Annotated in this window: 14 protein-coding genes; 4 read left to right on the top strand and 10 right to left on the bottom strand. The window is 66.4% G+C overall.

Going from position 1 to position 16,344, the window contains the following annotated elements; genetic code table 11:
- Positions 1-879: an ABC transporter ATP-binding protein gene (locus GAA2_RS13200; protein WP_024498548.1), complete on the bottom strand. Its 879-nt coding sequence runs from the start codon at positions 877-879 to the stop codon at positions 1-3.
- Positions 880-1,092: 213 nt separating this feature from the next.
- Here GAA2_RS13200 and GAA2_RS13195 point away from each other — a divergent pair, with 213 nt between their 5' ends.
- From GAA2_RS13195 to GAA2_RS13185, 3 genes are all read left to right on the top strand, one after another.
- On the top strand, positions 1,093-3,093 hold the full coding sequence (locus tag GAA2_RS13195; protein WP_191834400.1) for an NAD(P)-binding protein: 2,001 nt from the start codon (positions 1,093-1,095) through the stop codon (positions 3,091-3,093).
- A 176-nt stretch (positions 3,094-3,269) separates the two neighbouring features.
- A complete protein-coding gene (locus GAA2_RS13190; RefSeq protein ID WP_191834399.1) occupies positions 3,270-4,280 on the top strand; it encodes an LLM class flavin-dependent oxidoreductase in 1,011 nt (336 codons plus the stop codon).
- 177 nt (positions 4,281-4,457) lie between these two features.
- Complete coding sequence (locus tag GAA2_RS13185; protein ID WP_191834398.1) at positions 4,458-4,706, top strand: hypothetical protein; 249 nt, start codon at positions 4,458-4,460, stop codon at positions 4,704-4,706.
- 6 nt (positions 4,707-4,712) lie between these two features.
- Here the strand turns inward: GAA2_RS13185 and GAA2_RS13180 are convergent, their stop codons facing one another.
- Positions 4,713-6,992 (bottom strand): ATP-binding protein, encoded by a 2,280-nt coding sequence (locus tag GAA2_RS13180; RefSeq protein ID WP_191834397.1) that lies wholly within the window; start codon positions 6,990-6,992, stop codon positions 4,713-4,715.
- Positions 6,931-7,470: a nuclear transport factor 2 family protein gene (locus GAA2_RS23455; protein WP_394855147.1), complete on the bottom strand. Its 540-nt coding sequence runs from the start codon at positions 7,468-7,470 to the stop codon at positions 6,931-6,933. The genes GAA2_RS13180 and GAA2_RS23455 overlap by 62 nt, the downstream gene beginning before the upstream one ends.
- 100 nt (positions 7,471-7,570) lie before the next feature.
- Here GAA2_RS23455 and GAA2_RS13170 point away from each other — a divergent pair, with 100 nt between their 5' ends.
- Positions 7,571-8,980: an aspartate aminotransferase family protein gene (locus GAA2_RS13170; protein WP_191834395.1), complete on the top strand. Its 1,410-nt coding sequence runs from the start codon at positions 7,571-7,573 to the stop codon at positions 8,978-8,980.
- 47 nt (positions 8,981-9,027) lie between these two features.
- Here GAA2_RS13170 and GAA2_RS13165 read toward each other — a convergent pair whose 3' ends face one another.
- The 7 genes from GAA2_RS13165 to GAA2_RS13135 all read right to left on the bottom strand — a co-directional run bounded on the left by GAA2_RS13165 (position 9,028) and on the right by GAA2_RS13135 (position 16,116).
- Positions 9,028-9,924: a TIGR03619 family F420-dependent LLM class oxidoreductase gene (locus GAA2_RS13165; RefSeq protein WP_191834394.1), complete on the bottom strand. Its 897-nt coding sequence runs from the start codon at positions 9,922-9,924 to the stop codon at positions 9,028-9,030.
- A 387-nt stretch (positions 9,925-10,311) separates the two neighbouring features.
- Positions 10,312-11,070, bottom strand: a complete 759-nt coding sequence (locus GAA2_RS13160) for a hypothetical protein (protein ID WP_191834393.1) — start codon at positions 11,068-11,070, stop codon at positions 10,312-10,314.
- A gap of 574 nt (positions 11,071-11,644) precedes the next feature.
- Entirely contained in the window at positions 11,645-11,866 is a 222-nt protein-coding gene (locus GAA2_RS13155) for a hypothetical protein (RefSeq protein WP_191834392.1), read from the bottom strand.
- The gene (locus tag GAA2_RS13150) at positions 11,866-12,948 is read right to left on the bottom strand and encodes a hypothetical protein (protein ID WP_191834391.1); all 1,083 of its coding nucleotides are present in this window, start codon (positions 12,946-12,948) and stop codon (positions 11,866-11,868) included. Before GAA2_RS13150 ends, GAA2_RS13155 begins: the two co-directional genes overlap by 1 nt.
- 6 nt (positions 12,949-12,954) lie before the next feature.
- On the bottom strand, positions 12,955-13,191 hold the full coding sequence (locus GAA2_RS13145; protein WP_191834390.1) for a hypothetical protein: 237 nt from the start codon (positions 13,189-13,191) through the stop codon (positions 12,955-12,957).
- A gap of 309 nt (positions 13,192-13,500) precedes the next feature.
- A complete protein-coding gene (locus GAA2_RS13140; RefSeq protein ID WP_191834389.1) occupies positions 13,501-15,804 on the bottom strand; it encodes an AAA family ATPase in 2,304 nt (767 codons plus the stop codon).
- Between the two features lie 63 nt (positions 15,805-15,867).
- Positions 15,868-16,116 carry a helix-turn-helix transcriptional regulator gene (locus GAA2_RS13135; RefSeq protein ID WP_223121893.1) on the bottom strand — a complete coding sequence of 83 codons (249 nt, stop codon included), beginning with the start codon at positions 16,114-16,116 and terminating at the stop codon, positions 15,868-15,870.
- Positions 16,117-16,344 lie beyond the last annotated feature (228 nt).

The following is a 16,344-nucleotide window of genomic DNA, read 5'->3' as shown; positions in this document are numbered from 1 at the left end:
TCAGCCCCCGTAGTGCCGGAGGAAGATGTCCTCCAAGGTCGGTGGAGCACTGGTCAGGTCGCGGACGCCCAGGGTCGCGAGTTCGCGGACCACGGTGTCCAGTGCGTTGGCGTCGACGGTGCAGCGGATGCGATGCCCGTCACGGATCAGGTCGTGCACGCCGGGAACCTCGTCGAGTGGCGCGGGATTGTGGGCGGTCTCGGCACTGATCTCGAGGCGGCCGAGGTGGCGGAGTTCGGTCAGCGAGCCGCTGTCCACCGTCCGGCCCGCCCGGACGAGGGTGACCCGATCGCAGAGGGCTTCGACCTGGGCCAGGATGTGGCTCGACAGCAACACGGTGCGTCCACGCCGGCGCTCCTCCTCGATGCACCGCTGGAACTCGGCTTCCTTGAGCGGGTCCAACCCGGCCGTCGGCTCGTCGAGGAGGAGGAGTTCGGCATCGGAGGCCAGCGCGGCGATCAGCGCGACCTTCTGCCGATTGCCCTTCGAGTACGTGCGGGACTTCTTGCGCGGGTCTAGTTCGAAGCGCTCGATCAGTTCGTCGCGACGACGCCGGTTCCGGTCGCCGCGGAGATTGCACAGGAGATCGATGACCTCGCCGCCGGTGACGCCCGGCCACAGATTCACCTCACCGGGCACATAGGCGATGCGTCCGTGCAGGTTCACGTCGTCCCGCCACGGATCGCGGTCCAGAACGCGTACGACACCCGAATCCGCCCGCAGCAGCCCGAGCAGAATCCGGATCGTGGTCGTCTTGCCGGAGCCGTTCGGTCCCAGGAAGCCGTGGACCTCGCCGTCGTCGACGGTCAGGTCGAATCCGTCGAGGGCCTTGACATGGCCGAACGACTTGGTCAAGTTCTGGATCGTGATCGCGGCCACGATCTCAGATTAGAACGCTTCGGGCGTTTTGGTCGCGGGGCCGAAAGTCATCTGATCGCGGATCGGGCGTCCGGACCGGGAAGTGGCGGAGCGGAGGCGTCGCTCGGGTGGCGTGTCGCGGGGGAGGACTGCGATAAAGTCTATTGATGAACCATTCACTGATAGAGTATGTGGCGGTCGGGTGCCGTTCTTCCAGTGCATGAGAGGACCACGATGACGAAGGTCGCGGGGATACCAGCAGAGTCGGTTCGGCATCGGTATCCGCACGTGTTCGAGCCGTTGCAGCTCGGCTCGGTGACGATACCGAACCGGATCGTCAGAACCGCGCACACGACGCACCAGCCGCTGACCCCGGGTGGCGGACTGGCCGAATATCACCTCGAACGGGCTCGCGGCGGCGTCGGTCTGTCGATCCTGGGTGCCGCCTCGGTGCACCCGTCCGCGGCCATGGAACTGGCGCCCTACGATCCCGCGACGGTCCCGGCATACAGCCGACTGATGTCGCGGATCGAGCGGTATCCGATGAGACTCATGCAGCAGTTGTGGCACCCGGGATCCGCGGCCCATGCGAATGCGCTGGGCGGGCCGATGTGGTCGGCCGGCGATGTTCCCAACCCCGTCCGGGGTCTCGTGCCGATCCCGATGACGCAGACCATGATCGACGATGTCGTCGAGGGATTCGCCGTCTCGGCCCGTCATGTCCGGGAAGGCGGGCTGCACGGTGTGGAGATCCACGCCGGACACAACTACCTGGTCTCGCAGTTCCTGTCGCCGGTGACCAACAACCGGACCGATGACTACGGGGGGTGCGAGGAGAACCGGTTGCGGTTCCTGCGCGAGATCGTTGCCGCGATCCGGCAGGAGACCGGTGCCGATTTCCCGATCGGTGTGCGATTGTCCAGCGACGAGGACGTCCCCGGTGGCAACACTCCGGCCGACGCCCGGAGGATCGCCGAGGCGCTCGGGGACTCGGTCGATTTCGTCGATGCCTCGTTCGGCGGGTACTACCGCTTCGTGCGGATGATGGCGACAGGAGACGGCTATCCCCTCGGCTATGAGCTGCCCGCCTCGGAGCAGGTGACGCGTGGACTGGCCGTTCCCACGATCGTCACCGGCCGGATCATGACACTCGACGACGCGGAGCGTGTCCTGGCCTCCGGCCAGGCCGACATGGTGAGCATGGTCCGGGCACTGATCGCCGATCCGGAGATCGTCCGCAAGACGGTCGACGGTCGGGAGGCCGAGATCCGGCCGTGTATCGGCACCAACGAGGGGTGCGTCGCGGGCCGTCGTGGGACCTTCGGCTGCGTGGTGAATCCCGTTGCCGGCAAAGAGGTCACGTGGACAGCTGATCCGTCGCCGGCGCCGCGGGCGAAACGTGTGCTGGTGGGTGGGGGCGGTCCCGCGGGGATGGAGGCGGCCCGCGCCGCTGCGCTGCGCGGCCATGACGTCGAGCTGCTGGAGATGACGCGGCAGCTCGGCGGGCAGGTCGCGATCGGCGCGGCGGCACCCCACCGGTCGGACTACGGGGCGCATGTCCGTTGGCTGGCCGACGAGCTCACCCGATTGGGGGTGAGGATTCGCCTGGGCGTGCCACTGGAGCCGGACATCGTGAGCAGTCTGGCGCCGGATGTGGTGATCGTCGCGGTCGGTGCCTCACCGCGGACGGACGGGTTCACCGCGGCCCGGCCGGCCTTCCGGTTGTCGACGGCGGCCCGCCGCCGGGTCCGGACATCGTGGGAGGTACTGGGTTTCGGTGGGCGGATCGACCGCGCGTCGAGGGTGGTGGTCTACGACGACGACGGCGACTTCGAGGCCATCTCCGTGGTGGAGAGCCTGCTCGACCGGGCGTGCGACGTCATCCTGGTGACCCGGCATCCCACGTTCGGGGTGGGTCTGCCGGAGCCGGCGTCCACCGCGCAGGCCGCGCGCGACCGGATCGCGGGCCATCCGGGCTTCGAACTCATCGCGGACGCGGTGCTGACCGATATCGGGGAGGACGGAGTAGGGGTCGAGTTCCTCGGCTCCGGTCGCACCCGCCGGGTCGTCGCCGACACGGTCGTGATGGTTGGGGCGCGGGAACCCAATCGTGAAGTGGCCGAGGTGATCACCGAGGTCTTCGAAGGTGAGGTCCACGTCATCGGTGACGCGTCGGTGCCGGGCCGGCTGCGCACTGCCGTCCTGGACGGGGCGACGGTCGGGCGAAGCATCTGAATCAACCTGTTCAGGCGATCTGCCACGAACCCGGTCGCGGCCCGGTAGTGTCCCGGTATCAGTGAAGTCTAGTAGTCAATAGTCTCGATAAAGACTATTGGGTTGCGTGCCGGGCGCTGATCATCCGCGACCATCTCGCCCCGGATCTGGCTGGACCCCAGGGACAAGGAGAACTCATGAAGATCGGCTTGCGGTACGACATGCGAGCGCCCGATCTCGGTTCGGGGTCGGCGAGCCCGCGCGACCTGTACCGGGCCGCCGTCGAGCAATGCCTCTGGGCCGACAAGAAGGGCTTCAACACCGTCTACCTGGCCGAACATCATGGGGCAGAGGACAACTACTGTCCGTCGCCGCTGATCCTGGCGGCCGCGATCGCCGGAGCCACCGAACAGATAGAACTGCACTTCTCCGCACTGTGCGTCACGATGCACGACCCCCTGCGGCTCGCGGAGGACCTCGCTGTGCTCGACCTCATCGCAGGTCCCGGCCGGGTGTTGGTCACCGCCGGAATCGGGTACCGGCCCGAGGAATTCGACATGTTCGGCGTCGACTTCCCCAATCGTGGCAAGGTCTTCGAGGACAAGCTCGAAGTCCTCCGCGCCGCGTGGCGCGGTGCGGAATTCGACTACCGAGGCACCCGCGTCCGCGTCACACCGGTCCCGGGAACCCCGGGTGGACCGACTCTGTACATCGGGGGAAACGCCAAACCGTCCGCCCGGCGAGCGGCACGGATGGGCCTGGGTTACCGGCCGGCCACCGAGGACCTCTACCGCTTCTACGTGGAGGAGTGTGTCAGGCTCGGGCATCCCGAACCCGAACCGTTCCCGCGGCACGGTCCGGCGTTCCTTTACGTGGCCGAGGATCCGGAACAGGCCCTGGAGCAGGTGGCACCGCACGTCATCTATGCCAGCAACATGTACGCCTCCTGGGCAGGCGAGCGGGCGAACGCCACCACGAATGGGTACTGGGCCCAGAAGAGCGATCTCGACTCCATCCGGAACGATCCCTCGATGTGGATCGTGAGTCCGGATGAAGCGGTACGACGGCTCTCCGAACTCGACGACGGCTACGAGTTGCGGGTGCATTCGTTACTCGGTGGTCTCTCACCCGAATTGTCCTGGCGCAGCCTCGAATTGCTGGTCGACAAGGTGCTTCCTCACGTTCGCTCGGCACAGCCGGTGAGTTGACTGTTGACTGGCCGTCCATCCGACCGGCAGGGGAGCGAGGCTCCGTGACGGTTATGTCTCACTTCACGGTCGAATCCGAGTGTGAGCCAGTTCATAGGTAGGTACCTAGGTACTTTTGCGAATGGATTCGGGTGTCCGCGCCGACCAAGGTGGGAGGTGGCAAAAGGAGGCCTGGTCATGAACGCTATGCAGCTGGACGTACTGGAGCGAGTGGCTGTCGATCAATTGGCAGCACACATCGTCGGGTCGCGCGACGTGGTGATGTCGGCCCCGCGCACGTGCGTCGCCGAGACGGACACCTCGGCCGTGCGCAGGCTCGTCGAACTGGGTCTCGTCGACGACAATGCGGATTCGACCGGTCGGCCGCGAATCCGGGTCACGCCCGCCGGTGTCGAGGCGCTGGCCTACCTCGCGTCGGTGGCTTGAGAAGGATCAGAGGCTCTCGTCGGCGCTGACCCACCGCGCGATCTGCGTGCGCGACCGGAACCCGAGCTTGGTCAGGATGTGGTCGACGTGGGCGTCGACGGTACGGGCGGAGATCGTCAGTTTGGTGGCGATCTCCTTGTTCGTGAGGCCGTCCGCGACCAACGTCGCCACCTCGTTCTCGCGGCGGGTGAGGGAGGAGCGTAGAGATGCGGTCCCCGAGCGTCCCTGGGTCGCGGGCGTCCGGCCGGAGACGAGCTGGACCGCGACCTCGAGAGTCGACTCTCGCCCCATCGCATAGGACTTCTCGAAGCCCTCGTCGCCCAGCTCCGCGCGCAACTTCTTCTCGACGGTGGTCGTCACCGGGTTGATCGCGGCCTGGGCGAGAGTCATGTGACTGTGTTGGTGCCACACGGTCTGCGCCGACCCCAAGAGTGTCGCCGCCCGTTCGGGGTCGGTGCCGGCGGCACACCACCCGCTGACCTCGATGCACACGGCAACCATGCCGGGATAGTCGAAGGCCCGATACAATTCGATCGCTTCGGCCATCAACGCCTTTGCGGCGCTGATGTCTCCCTGGTGCCAGCGAAGAATGCCCATCGGACCCAGTGCGATGGCCTTCACCAGGTGCGTGCCGTGCTGATCGGCATAGTCGAGGTAGCGAGTCGTGTACTGGTCTGCGTTCTCGTCTTCGGTGATGAAGGCATACAGCGCGGACAGTGCCAGACAATCCGCGACGAACCCGACGTTCACCCGGTCTGACCTCCCCGCGATCGCTTCCTCGGCGAGGTCGAAGGCCCGGGGTGCGTCGTGACGCAACGACGCTTCCAATCCTGCCGCGAACCGCGCGCTGAAGACGAGCTCGTCGGTCGCGGCCACTCGTTCGGCGAGTTCGGTGTACTCGGCGAGATACGTGTGTGCTCGCTCGACCTCACCGACGAGGAAACCGAGGACACTGCCGATGAGCAGTGCATTCGTCCGATCGACCGTCGGCTCGCCGAGCAGGTCGACCGCGCGGTTCGCCCACTCGAATCCTTCCCGCAGGGTCCCCGACTGTGACCAGTACGGGCGAAGGGTGCGCACCATCTCGGCCGCCGCGGCCCCGTCTCCCGTCTCGAGGCTGAACGCCAGTGCCTCGCGGATGTTCGCGTGTTCGGCGCGGGTGCGCCGGAACCACTCGACGTCGTCCGGACTGCAGTAGTCGGTGTCCGAGGTCTGGGCCAGGCGTAGGAAATGGTCGCGATGGCGCATTCGCACCGCAGTCGCATCGGAGGACGACTCGAGCTTCGCGAGGGCGTACTGGCGCATCGGTTCCAACAATCGATAGCGTCCCTGCGGCTCGTGGTCCTCGTCGACGCGCACGATCATCGACTTGTCGAGGAGCCCGATCAGTTCCCGCAGCACCCCTGCGCCCGTCTCGGAGGGTAGGCAGACGCCATCGGCGGTCTCCGCGGTGAAACCGCCTGCGAAGACCGAGAGCTGTTCCCACACTTGACGTTCGCGTGGTGAACACAGCTGATAACTCCAGTCCACCACGGACTCCAGGGTCCGGTGGCGTGCCGACCGGTTCCGTTCGCTCGACATCATCATCGCGGAGTCGCCCAGTCGCGCTGCTATCTCGGCGGGCCCGAAGACCCTGATATTGGCGGCGGCCAGTTCGATCGCCAGCGGCAGTCCCTCGAGTCGTCGGCAGATCTCCTCGACCGCGGCGCGATTGTCCTCGGTGACGCGGAAATGGGGCTGTGCGGCCGAGGCGCGTTCTTCGAACAGTTGCATCGCCTCGCCCAGGCCTCCCGGCGATCCCAGGGTCAGCGGACTGACGGGGAACAGCTGTTCGCCCTCGACGCCGAGTACCTGGCGGCTGGTCGCGAGGATCTTCACGGCTGGGGCCACCGACAGCAATCGGCCGACCACCTCGGCGCACGCGTCGATGAGATGCTCACAGTTGTCGAGCACCAGGAGGAGCTTCTTCGCGCGCAGGTGCTCGGCCAACGTGCCGAACGCGTCGGAGGAATCACTCGGGAGGCCGAAGAGTCCGCACAGGGTCTGTGTCAGCAGACCGGTCTGCCGGAGGTCGGCGAGTTCGACGAGCCAGACGCCGTCGGGGAACTCGCGTCGTACGCTGGCGGCGACGGCGAGGGCCAGACGGGTCTTCCCGACTCCGCCGACGCCGGTCAGCGTCAGCAGTCGTGCGGTTCCGAGCAGCGATCGTGCTCTGGTCAGATCGTCACGCCGGCCGACGAAGCTCGTCAGTTCCACCGGGAGGTTGCCGCTCGGACGCGCAGTCACCGGCCCAGTATCTCACCTTGCCTGCGGGAGAAGTCGGCCTCCATCGGACCGGTCGGCGACGGTCATCGGTCTCCTTCGTCTGTCGGCCGACCGGCGTTGAGTGCAGCGGCCTTTCGCTGCCGCCAGGTGTCGAGGTCGGCGTAGTCGCGGATGGCACCGATCGTGTCGCCGGCGAGTTCGAAGACTCCGGGACCTCGATCGCTGCTTCGTGAGCTCCGAACCAGAACCGGTCGACGCGCTCGACGAATGTCCGATCGTGATCGGCGAGGTGACTTATCGGTTCCCAGCTGACTCGGTCGGCGGCCGTCAAGGAGACACGTAACGCATCCACGACGGCGGTGCGGCCCGTCACCGGTGGGTGGGGCACGGCCAGGTGGTACGAGATGTCCTCGGCGAGACAGCAGGCGAGGGCGTCGAAGTCGCGGGAGTTGACGGCGTCGAAGAATTCCGCGACGGGGCGGGGCAACTCGATCAACACGGCTCCTTCGTCCTCGGCGATTGTGACGTAGCCTACAAGTAAGTAGTCTATAACTCAATTAATGAAAACACGATATAACAGCGCGTCAGGAGGGATCGGGATGACCGAAACAGTAGGCGGCGTAACGGAATCGGGCGTGGAGATGAACCGCGTCGACCTGGACGGCGCCGGCGCCGACGCCGACCGCGTGGAGCGGTGGCGCGCGGAGGTCGAGGCCGTCTTCGAGTCCCGGACCGCGACATCGCGCGAGGCGTTCGCTCGGGCACGCGAGCACATTCCGGGCGGGGTTCCCGGCGGTCTCGGCTTCATGAGTCCCCATCCGGTCTACTTCGAGCGCGCCGACGGCGCCTACGCGTGGGACGCCGACGGCAACAAGTATCTGGATGTGATGTCCGGCGACTGGTTGCTGCCGCTCGGGCACTGTCACCCGGATGTGTTGGACGCGACAATCACTCAGTTGCGGCGGGGCACCACCTATTGCTCGCCGCACGTATCGCTGGGTGCCGACCTGGCGGCCGAACTCCATCGTCGTCTCCCGTCGATGGAGCAGATCAGGTTCACCGCGTCCGGTACCGAGGCGACGATGACGGCGCTACGTCTGGCGCGTGCTTTCACCGGCCGGCCGAAGATCGCCAAGATGCGCGGTGGCTACCACGGCACCCACGACCTGTCGCTCGTCGCCAACGGCCGCTTCGCGGATCCGGGCGCGATCCCGCCCGGCCTCATCCCCGGCGTCGAGGATGCCGTGGTGCTGTTGCCGTACAACCACTCCGATGAGTCCGAGCAGATCCTGGACCGGCATGCCGACGAGATCGCCGCGGTCATCGTCGAGCCGATCCTCGGTGGAACCGGGATGATTCCGGCGACCCCGGAGTTCCTGGCCAGACTCCGCGAGGTCACGAGGCGGCACGGAATGCTCCTCATCCTCGACGAGGTCGTCTCGTTCCCGATGGGTGTCCACGGGGCGCAGGGGCATTTCGGGATCGAACCCGACCTGACCACCCTGGGCAAGGCCATCGGCGGCGGCCTGCCGCTGGCCGCCTACGGTGGCCGCGCCGACATCATGTCGCTGGTCGATCCGGTTCTCGATCCGATGACGCAGATGCGGCACGCGACCACTCTCGGCGGGATACCGGCGACCCTCGCCGCGGGGCTGGCGCAGGTCCGCGCGCTGACACCCGAGGTACACGACCATCTCAACCGGCTCGGCGAACAGCTCCGGCAGGGTGTCCGCGACATCGGCCGCCGGCGTCACGCGCCGCTCCAGGTCACCGGCTTCGCCCACGTCTTCGGCATCCACTGGACCCCGACGCCGGTCGTCGACCTGGAGACGGCTCTCACCTCGGACAAGGCGGTGACCAACCTGCTCACCACCAGCCTCTACAACCAGGGGATCCTGATGTTCAAATCGGCACTCGGGACGGTGACGTCCCCGATGACCGACGACGACGTCGCGATGTTCCTCGACGCGCTGGAACGCTCGGTCGTCGACAGCGGGCTCGTGGGCTGAGGCGTTCCGGGCCGGCCGCGCCGATCCGGTCGGCCCGGGCGGCCCGGTCAGCCCCGCGCGGCGTCGACGAGCGGGGCCAGGTTCGCGAGGACTCCGAGCCAGTCGGCGGCTTCGGTGATCTCCGAGCAGAAGTTGGTCTCGACGATGACGCCTTCCAGGCCGGCGGCAACGCATTCGCTGACGCGTGTGGTCATCTCTGCCACGTCGAGCCGTACGCCCGCGGTGGATTGCTGGGCGACGCGATAGATGGCGTCGAGTGGCGCCATCGAGGCCGGACGCCGGCTGTTCATCTGTCCCAGGGTGTCCACGACCGTGGCGATCGGGACGGAACCGGGATTCCAGAGGTCGAAATCCCTTGCCGTCCTCGCGAGTCCCTGCTCGGAGTACATGCCGGACATCAGTTTGGGTGGGGACACCGGTTTCGGACGCATCACTGCGGGGCCGATCTCGAAGAACTCCCCGTGATGCTCGACCGGATCCTCGCCCCAGCAGGCTCGCAGGGCTGGAACGAAATCGTCCATACGCCGGCCGCGGGTTCGGGGGTCGACACCCATGGCCACATGCTCTTCCACCGACCAGCCCACACTCAGCCCGACGACGGTCAACCGTCCGGCGCTGAGCTGGTCGATCGTGGCCAGACGATTGGCGAGTTGGGCGGGCCAGTGATTTCCGCCCACCAGGATGCTCGTGCCCAGCTCCATGCGAGTCGTCCAGGTGGCCACCGCGGCCAGCAGCTCGGTCGGGGCCCAGACCGAGCGGTAGACGTCGGGTTGCGACTGGGCGCTGCCGCCGTACTCGCCGGCCTGCTTGAGTGAGTACAAGAAGTGGTCCTGCACCCAGAGCGAGTCGAAACCCATGTCGTCCGCCTGCTGGACGAAGTCGCGGACGAGTGACGCGGACACGGCTGGACCGAGCTGGGGGAGTGTCAACCCGATCGAGGTCATGATCGCTCCGTCCGACGGTCGGTGGGCGCACATCCCCTAAGTACTCGCATGCAAAATAACTTAGCAGTCGACTTATTGGGGAGGGGTTGTTCACGTGCCCCGGGTATGGCCACACAACGAATTCAGCCCCGATCCGCAGATCGGGGCTGAATGACGATGGTGCGCGATACAAGGATTGAACTTGTGACCTCTTCCGTGTCAGTTTTCGTATCTGGGCGTTTGCGAGAAACCGTGAGAAACTGCCGCCGACTCGGAAATACGCCCTGAACTGTGGATAATCCGATTCGTCACACCGTGGGCCGACAAGCGCAAACCGCGGGCAACCGGATCATCTGGCAACCCGTTGGCAACCCGGACGGGTTCTGATCGTCAATAGCCGTACGCGAATCAGGAACCCGACCAGGTGACCGTGTCGTCCTGTTCGAACGCGTCTAGGTCATCGCTGAGCTGTGCGTACTTCGGATCGTCGAGGACAAGGAATAGTGCCACTACGGCCGCCACGGCCGCGGTCGCAATGTCGCGGATGGGGAAAGGTTGTTTCGTAGTCACCCTCGCCGTGGTCGGGTGCGCCAGCTGCTTGTTGATTCGTTGCAGGACGGCGTCACTGAGGACGGGGTCCAGTCCCATGTCCCCGTCCGCATCCTTCAGGTCGGGACATACTTGCCATGCTCGGATGTCGTCGGCGCGACTGGGAGACTCGGGCCGAAAGAACTCGTGGATCACGCGCGCGTGGATCAGGAACGATTCGAGATACGCGTCGTGATCGGCCTTCTCGATTGAGCCGGGGGTCATCGCGTCGTAATCCGGATACGCCGAAAGTCGGCGCGCCGTGTGCATCAGCATTCGGACTTCGTATTCAATATGCGGCAGGAAATCGTCGTGGGGCATGCGGTCGAACGCTACCTTCACGAGCCGCCGCCAGGCGGAGAATCCGATGACTGTTAAGGGGGCGTTGAGCGGATGAGCTTTGCGGACGTCGGGGTCGTCGCCTCGGTAGTGGCTGCAGTGGGTTCGGTAGCAGTGCTCTGGACTGGCCGGAAACGTCAAGCCTTCGAGCTGACGCGGGTCAACGACAACACCATGTTGCTGCGCCGGGTTCGGCGGCCTGCGGTTGTACTCCTCGACGACCCGTTTGTCCTGTGCCACGGGACCGTTCCGACACTCCACCGGGCGGGTACGCTCCGGAACCACCTGATGCGGTTTGGGGACGAGCGATTACTCGACGTCACAGGTATTCCCGTTGGTGAGTCGGTCGGCATCTTCTATGCCAGGGTTTGGTCACCACGTCCGACTCAGGCTCGGGTTGCAACCGAGAAAAACCAGAGGCGCTGGGCCCGCAGACGCGACCGTGGGAAGGTTTCAAGCTGGGGCGGCCTCCGACTGTGACGGCGCCCCGATTCTGAGGGGCTGGCGACGATATCCATTGCGCGGCAGCGTAATTCGAGTTTCATCTGACATGGGTCGACGGCCTTTAGGTCTTTCATGGGGCTCTCAGGGGCCTGTTTGCCCTGGTCAGGGGCGTATAGGCCCTATACCCCCAGACCCGCACATCCACGAGAGGACAGTACGCGGCGGTGCTCTGCGCGAGACGGTGGGGGAGGGGTGGACACCCCCCTCCCTGGCCGACGTGCCGAACCGACGACCCTCGGATACGACGTGACCCCGACACCGCACGTGGCAGTATCGGGGTCCCAGATCGACGCAGACGGCCGATCCCTCGTTAGTCGGGCAAGTACCGGCCGAAGCCCCGATCGGTGGCGTCAGCGCGTCCGAGTCCGCGTCGGGTCGTCGGCGGACGGTGTTCGGCGGCGTCGTCCGTGGTGCTCGTCGATTCGTCCGTGGTGCGACCCCTCGTCTCCCGTTCGGCTTCCGCTTCCGTGCTCGTGTGCGGCCGGTCCCTCATCGCCTCGTCGAGGTAGCGGCCGAAGCCTCGATCAGCCATCAGTTCCCCTCCTCGCTGAGCACACCACGAGGCGCAGGACGAGACCCCTCGTCCAGGCCGCACCACCACCGCAACGCCGTGTGCGAGGACCCCTCCCCAACAGCACGCGGCGCAGTGGACCCCTCCCACTGCGCCCCCTGGGTCCGGGCCTCGGCCTGCGGCGAGTTGTGCTCTCGCGCCTGCTCGTCGGTCACGAAGTCGCCGACCTTGACCCGCGGCGGCGGTACCACGCGCAACACACCACGATGGACCTCGAAACCGCGGTCGAGGACGGCCGCAACCCACATGCGGACGGCCTGCACGTGCTCCCAACGCGAGACCGCGGAACGCCACAGACGCAGCGCCGACAGCGCGCCGTCGTCGCCAGCGTCGACCAGCTCACCCGCGTCTGCATCGACGGTGAGGCCGGCCAAATTGAGCCGCTTGTGAGCCTGCGCCGCGTCGCGCAGCACCTTCCCCGCCTCCTCGATCACGGCGGCGTCGATCTCGGCGAGAACGGCCACCACCGCGGCCTCGGCGCGCTCTGCGGCTCCCCGTTCGATCGCCTTGCGCAACGTGGATTCCACGCCTTGGTCGATGTGGTCGATTCGGTCTCGCTGCCAGTCGATCAACGGCGCCAGGGTCGGCGGCACCTTCTCCCGCTTCTCGGCCGCGTCCAGGGCCGCGGCGGCGGCGTCAGTCGTGCGGGCTCGCAGATTGTCGGCCTTGATCCGCGCGGTCATCTCCCGGGACTCCTCGTCGACCCGGGACAGCGCGCGGGACAGCGCACCTTCGGCGTGCCTGTAGCGCACGAGGTCGAGCACGGTGGCCCCGACCTCCCCGGCGTCGGCCAGCTTCGGCGTCATAGGGTGCTGCGCGACGCTGCGCGGGGCCCTCTGCGGCACCACCAACGCGTTCGCGCGTGCGGTCTCGCGGGCCATACGGGCATCGGAGTTTCGGGCTTCGGTGTCCCTGTTGGCCGCTGCGATCTCGGCTCGGCTCATCGGCGGGCGGTCGAGCTCGTACGGGTCGGGGTCGCGGCGGCGGCTCTCGCGGAACGCCTCGGGCGGCGGCGGCGTGTTGGGATCGAAGCTCGTCGTCATGGGTCCTCACTTCCCGGCCGGATGGCCGTTGTTGGTGTCGGTCTGTTGGGGGTGCGTGGTCTCGGTGCGGCGTCGTGCCGCGTAGGTCTCGTCTGACTCACTGGGCCACTGGTATTCGGGGTGCCACGTGGTGCCCGCCGTCGGATCTCGCATCTGCCGATCGCAGTACTCCGCGAACTGCGCTCGGCGGGCCTCCTGCCGCTCGACGTCGCGCTGTCGGCGGGGTCCCTCACCGCGTGTCATCTGGTCGGCTCCTCGTCTTGTTCTGTTCCCCTATAGGGATTGACCGGAACGGAACGGCTTACGCCGTTGCCGTTCCTCCGGGCGTGTTCCGAAATATTCCGAGCGACGGAACAACACGAATTGCGTCGTGACCTGCGACGATGGGCGGGTCTCGCGTGAAGTTGTTCCGTCTCGTTCCGGTGCTCAGAACGTCTCCACTCGGTTGTCGGTGAGGTCGTCTTGTTCCGAGGGTCGGAATAAGAGGACCGCGCGTCGCAAGGTTGGTCATTAGTGCAGGTAGGAGTGATTTATAAACGGACCGCTCGACTCTTAGGCGCATTCGGTCCCATCCTCGTCGGGGTCGGGAACACCGAGATTGCCACCGGGCCGGAACGGCAACACGAGCTTGTGAGCGCTCGCGCGGTACACCGTGACCCGACGACCACCGGCACCCCGTGGCTCAGTCGTGGCGGACACCTTGCCCTCACCCACCAACTCGGCCACGACGTCGCTGCGCTTCTGTGCGTTGCCCGGGATCACCGACTTGAGTTGGCCCGCGGTGAGCCCGCCATCGGAGGTGCGGAGGTGATGCAGGATCGTCGTTCGGAGATCGGCGACCGGGCTCGCGGGGGCAACATCACCGACCTGCCAGCGAACCGGCGCAATGGTGCCGTCGTCGCGCTGAGGGGGAACCGTGATGTCGACCCCGTACCGCGCACCACCGGTCTGCCGTGAGCCGTACTCGACCTCCAGCCAGAACGCCCCCTGGTCGAGGTCGGGGTCGGCACGGTGGCGCTGGAGCACCCAACTGTCGGCCCACTCACCTACGCCGCTCATGGAGATGTCGTGCAGGTCGAGCGACCCTCCGGTGCCTTTTCTGAAATGGTCGAGAACCAATAGCGCGCAACGATTCTCAGTGAGTGCAGACAGATCGGCGAGCATCCCGCCGCGGGCGTAGAGGTTGCTGGTCTCGACGTCGGACGCGTGTACGTTGTACAGGCTGTCCACGATCAACAGGCGGGGCCGGAATGCCTCGATAGCGGCGTCGATGTTGGCTGACCACTCCGGTGTGCCCATCCGTGCGCGGTCGTGGGTGACGTGAAACGGTAACGCGCGCATGTCATCCCCAACGATCCCGTAACCCGCGCACACCGCCTGGAACCGTCGCTGAAACGGAACCGCGCCACCTTCGGCGGCAACGTAGAGAACCGGACCGGGCTCGGGCACCCGGAACCGTCCGAGGAACGGCTTCCCGCTGGCGACTGCGACCGCCATCATCAGCGCGTGATAGGTCTTCAGGGTCTTCTTTTGACCAGCGATAACGCCGTACGTCAGAGCAGGAATCAGGGGCTCGATGAGGTACTCGATCGGCGCTACCGGTGCGGCCAGGTCGGCTGACGAATGCCACGACCAACCGTCGCCATCGTCGTCCCCGGCGTCGGTGTCGGTGACGGTTGGCGGGGTCGAAGCCAACTCAAGGCTCGCCCGGAACGCCTCGATGTCGATGTCGCCGTCCTTGGCGGTGTACCCGCCGACGGTCGAGATCCGGATGAGGTCATCGGCGATGTCGGCGCGCAGCTTCGAGACCTCGCCGCACAGCGCGCGCCGCCACTCAGACTTCGCCTGCAAGATGTCCCGGCGGGCCTCACCACCCTCGGCCCCGCCCAGGGTCTCGGTGAGGAAGGCCTTGCGGACGCGGCTGATCGCGAGCTTCAGTCCGTGGTGCCCCTCGGCCGCGAGCTGCACGACCTCGTGCAGTCGGCCGAGCATCATGTCGTGCGCGCCGGAGGACATCTCCTCGGCCAGCTTCTCGGGGTTGGTCGCCCGATTCATGTGGCCGGACGGGTCCTCCTCGTAGCCGGGGATCTCGGTTTCGAGCCACTGGACGGCCTCTTCGACGTCGTCGATCTCCTCGATCACGCGCGTCTGACCGGCCTCACCCTTACACAGATGCTCGATCCACGGCTCCGGCAGGCTCGGCAGGTCGGCCACGTCCGGCGGGCCGTCCATCGGCTGCTCGTCGAGGTCGTACCAGCGGTAGACCCGGTCCTCGGTCTCCGACGGCCACGCGACGGCGTACCGGTGGGTGCGCTGGATGACCTCGATGTCGCGGCCCGGCTTGCCCTTCCACTTCAGGTCGGCGGGGACGAGGAAGAACCGGATCCCCGACGGGTTGTCGGGGTCGCGCGAGGTCGAGCGGTACGTCATCGGCAGCGGGCCGAGCTCGTCGATCAGATCGCGCAGGGTCTCGTAGCCGTGCTTGTCGTCGTAGTCGTCGACGTCGAGACCGATGACCTCCCAGGTCGTGTTGTCTTCGGCGTCGACGAAGCGCGGCATCCGGAGACCGAGGTTCGGCCGAACCGGACCGCGCCACAGCTCGGGGATCTCGTTTTCGTCCGGGTACGGCTTGTTGCCGGTGGTGTCGTCCGGCGGCGGGTACTTCATGCCCTCGGGCAGCGGCAGCGGACAGTGCCAACCGGCGTCGAGGTAGAGGTCGAGCGCGGCAGTGGCCAGATGTCCGACCTCCGAAGTACTCTCGATCCGAGCGTTCTCCTGCTCTCTGGGGCCTCGGCTGGCAACCGTGGCGGCGGCGTCCGACTTCCGGGTCGGGCGCCGTTTCTCATTCCTGGGCAATTTTCCTCATTTCGATTGCGCGCGAGACGTTTCGCGCCGAGCGCTCCCCGGTTGTGTGCGAGATCAGGCGGCGACGTGTTGCTCGATCCAGAGTTCGACGTCCAGGCGCCGGTAGCGAATGCGGCGGGCGAGCTTCACATACCGCGGCCCGCGGCCCTCTTTGCGGATATTGCGCATCGTGAACGGGCTGAGCCCCGCCAGGTATGCCGCTTGGCGCTCGTCGAGCAGAACCGAATGATCGGCGGGCAAGACTGGCGCGGGGGCAGCGTCGGCGGCGCTGCGAGCTTCGGTGACGTCGATTGTGTCGTTCACGGTGTTTTCCTCCGGTGCGGTCGCTTGCAGTACTCAAATGACACCACACAGAATCACCGACGACGGGCATAAAAGCATTGCAGCACAATAGTTCTCACGGTTGATAGTCAACCGAGACAAGTTCCGCTGTCCTCTGCGGCCGACGCTGGCGAACCGCTGACCAGCTACGACACTCGCGCTCATGATCGCCAACCGTGACAACTATCTAGCCTGGTCAGGGCTGTTTTT

The sequence above is a fragment of the Gordonia ajococcus genome (assembly GCF_012974285.1).
Classification (GTDB): domain Bacteria; phylum Actinomycetota; class Actinomycetes; order Mycobacteriales; family Mycobacteriaceae; genus Gordonia; species Gordonia amicalis.
The sequence above is the reverse complement of the archived record's forward strand: the minus strand, read 5'-3'. Positions and strand labels throughout refer to the sequence as shown.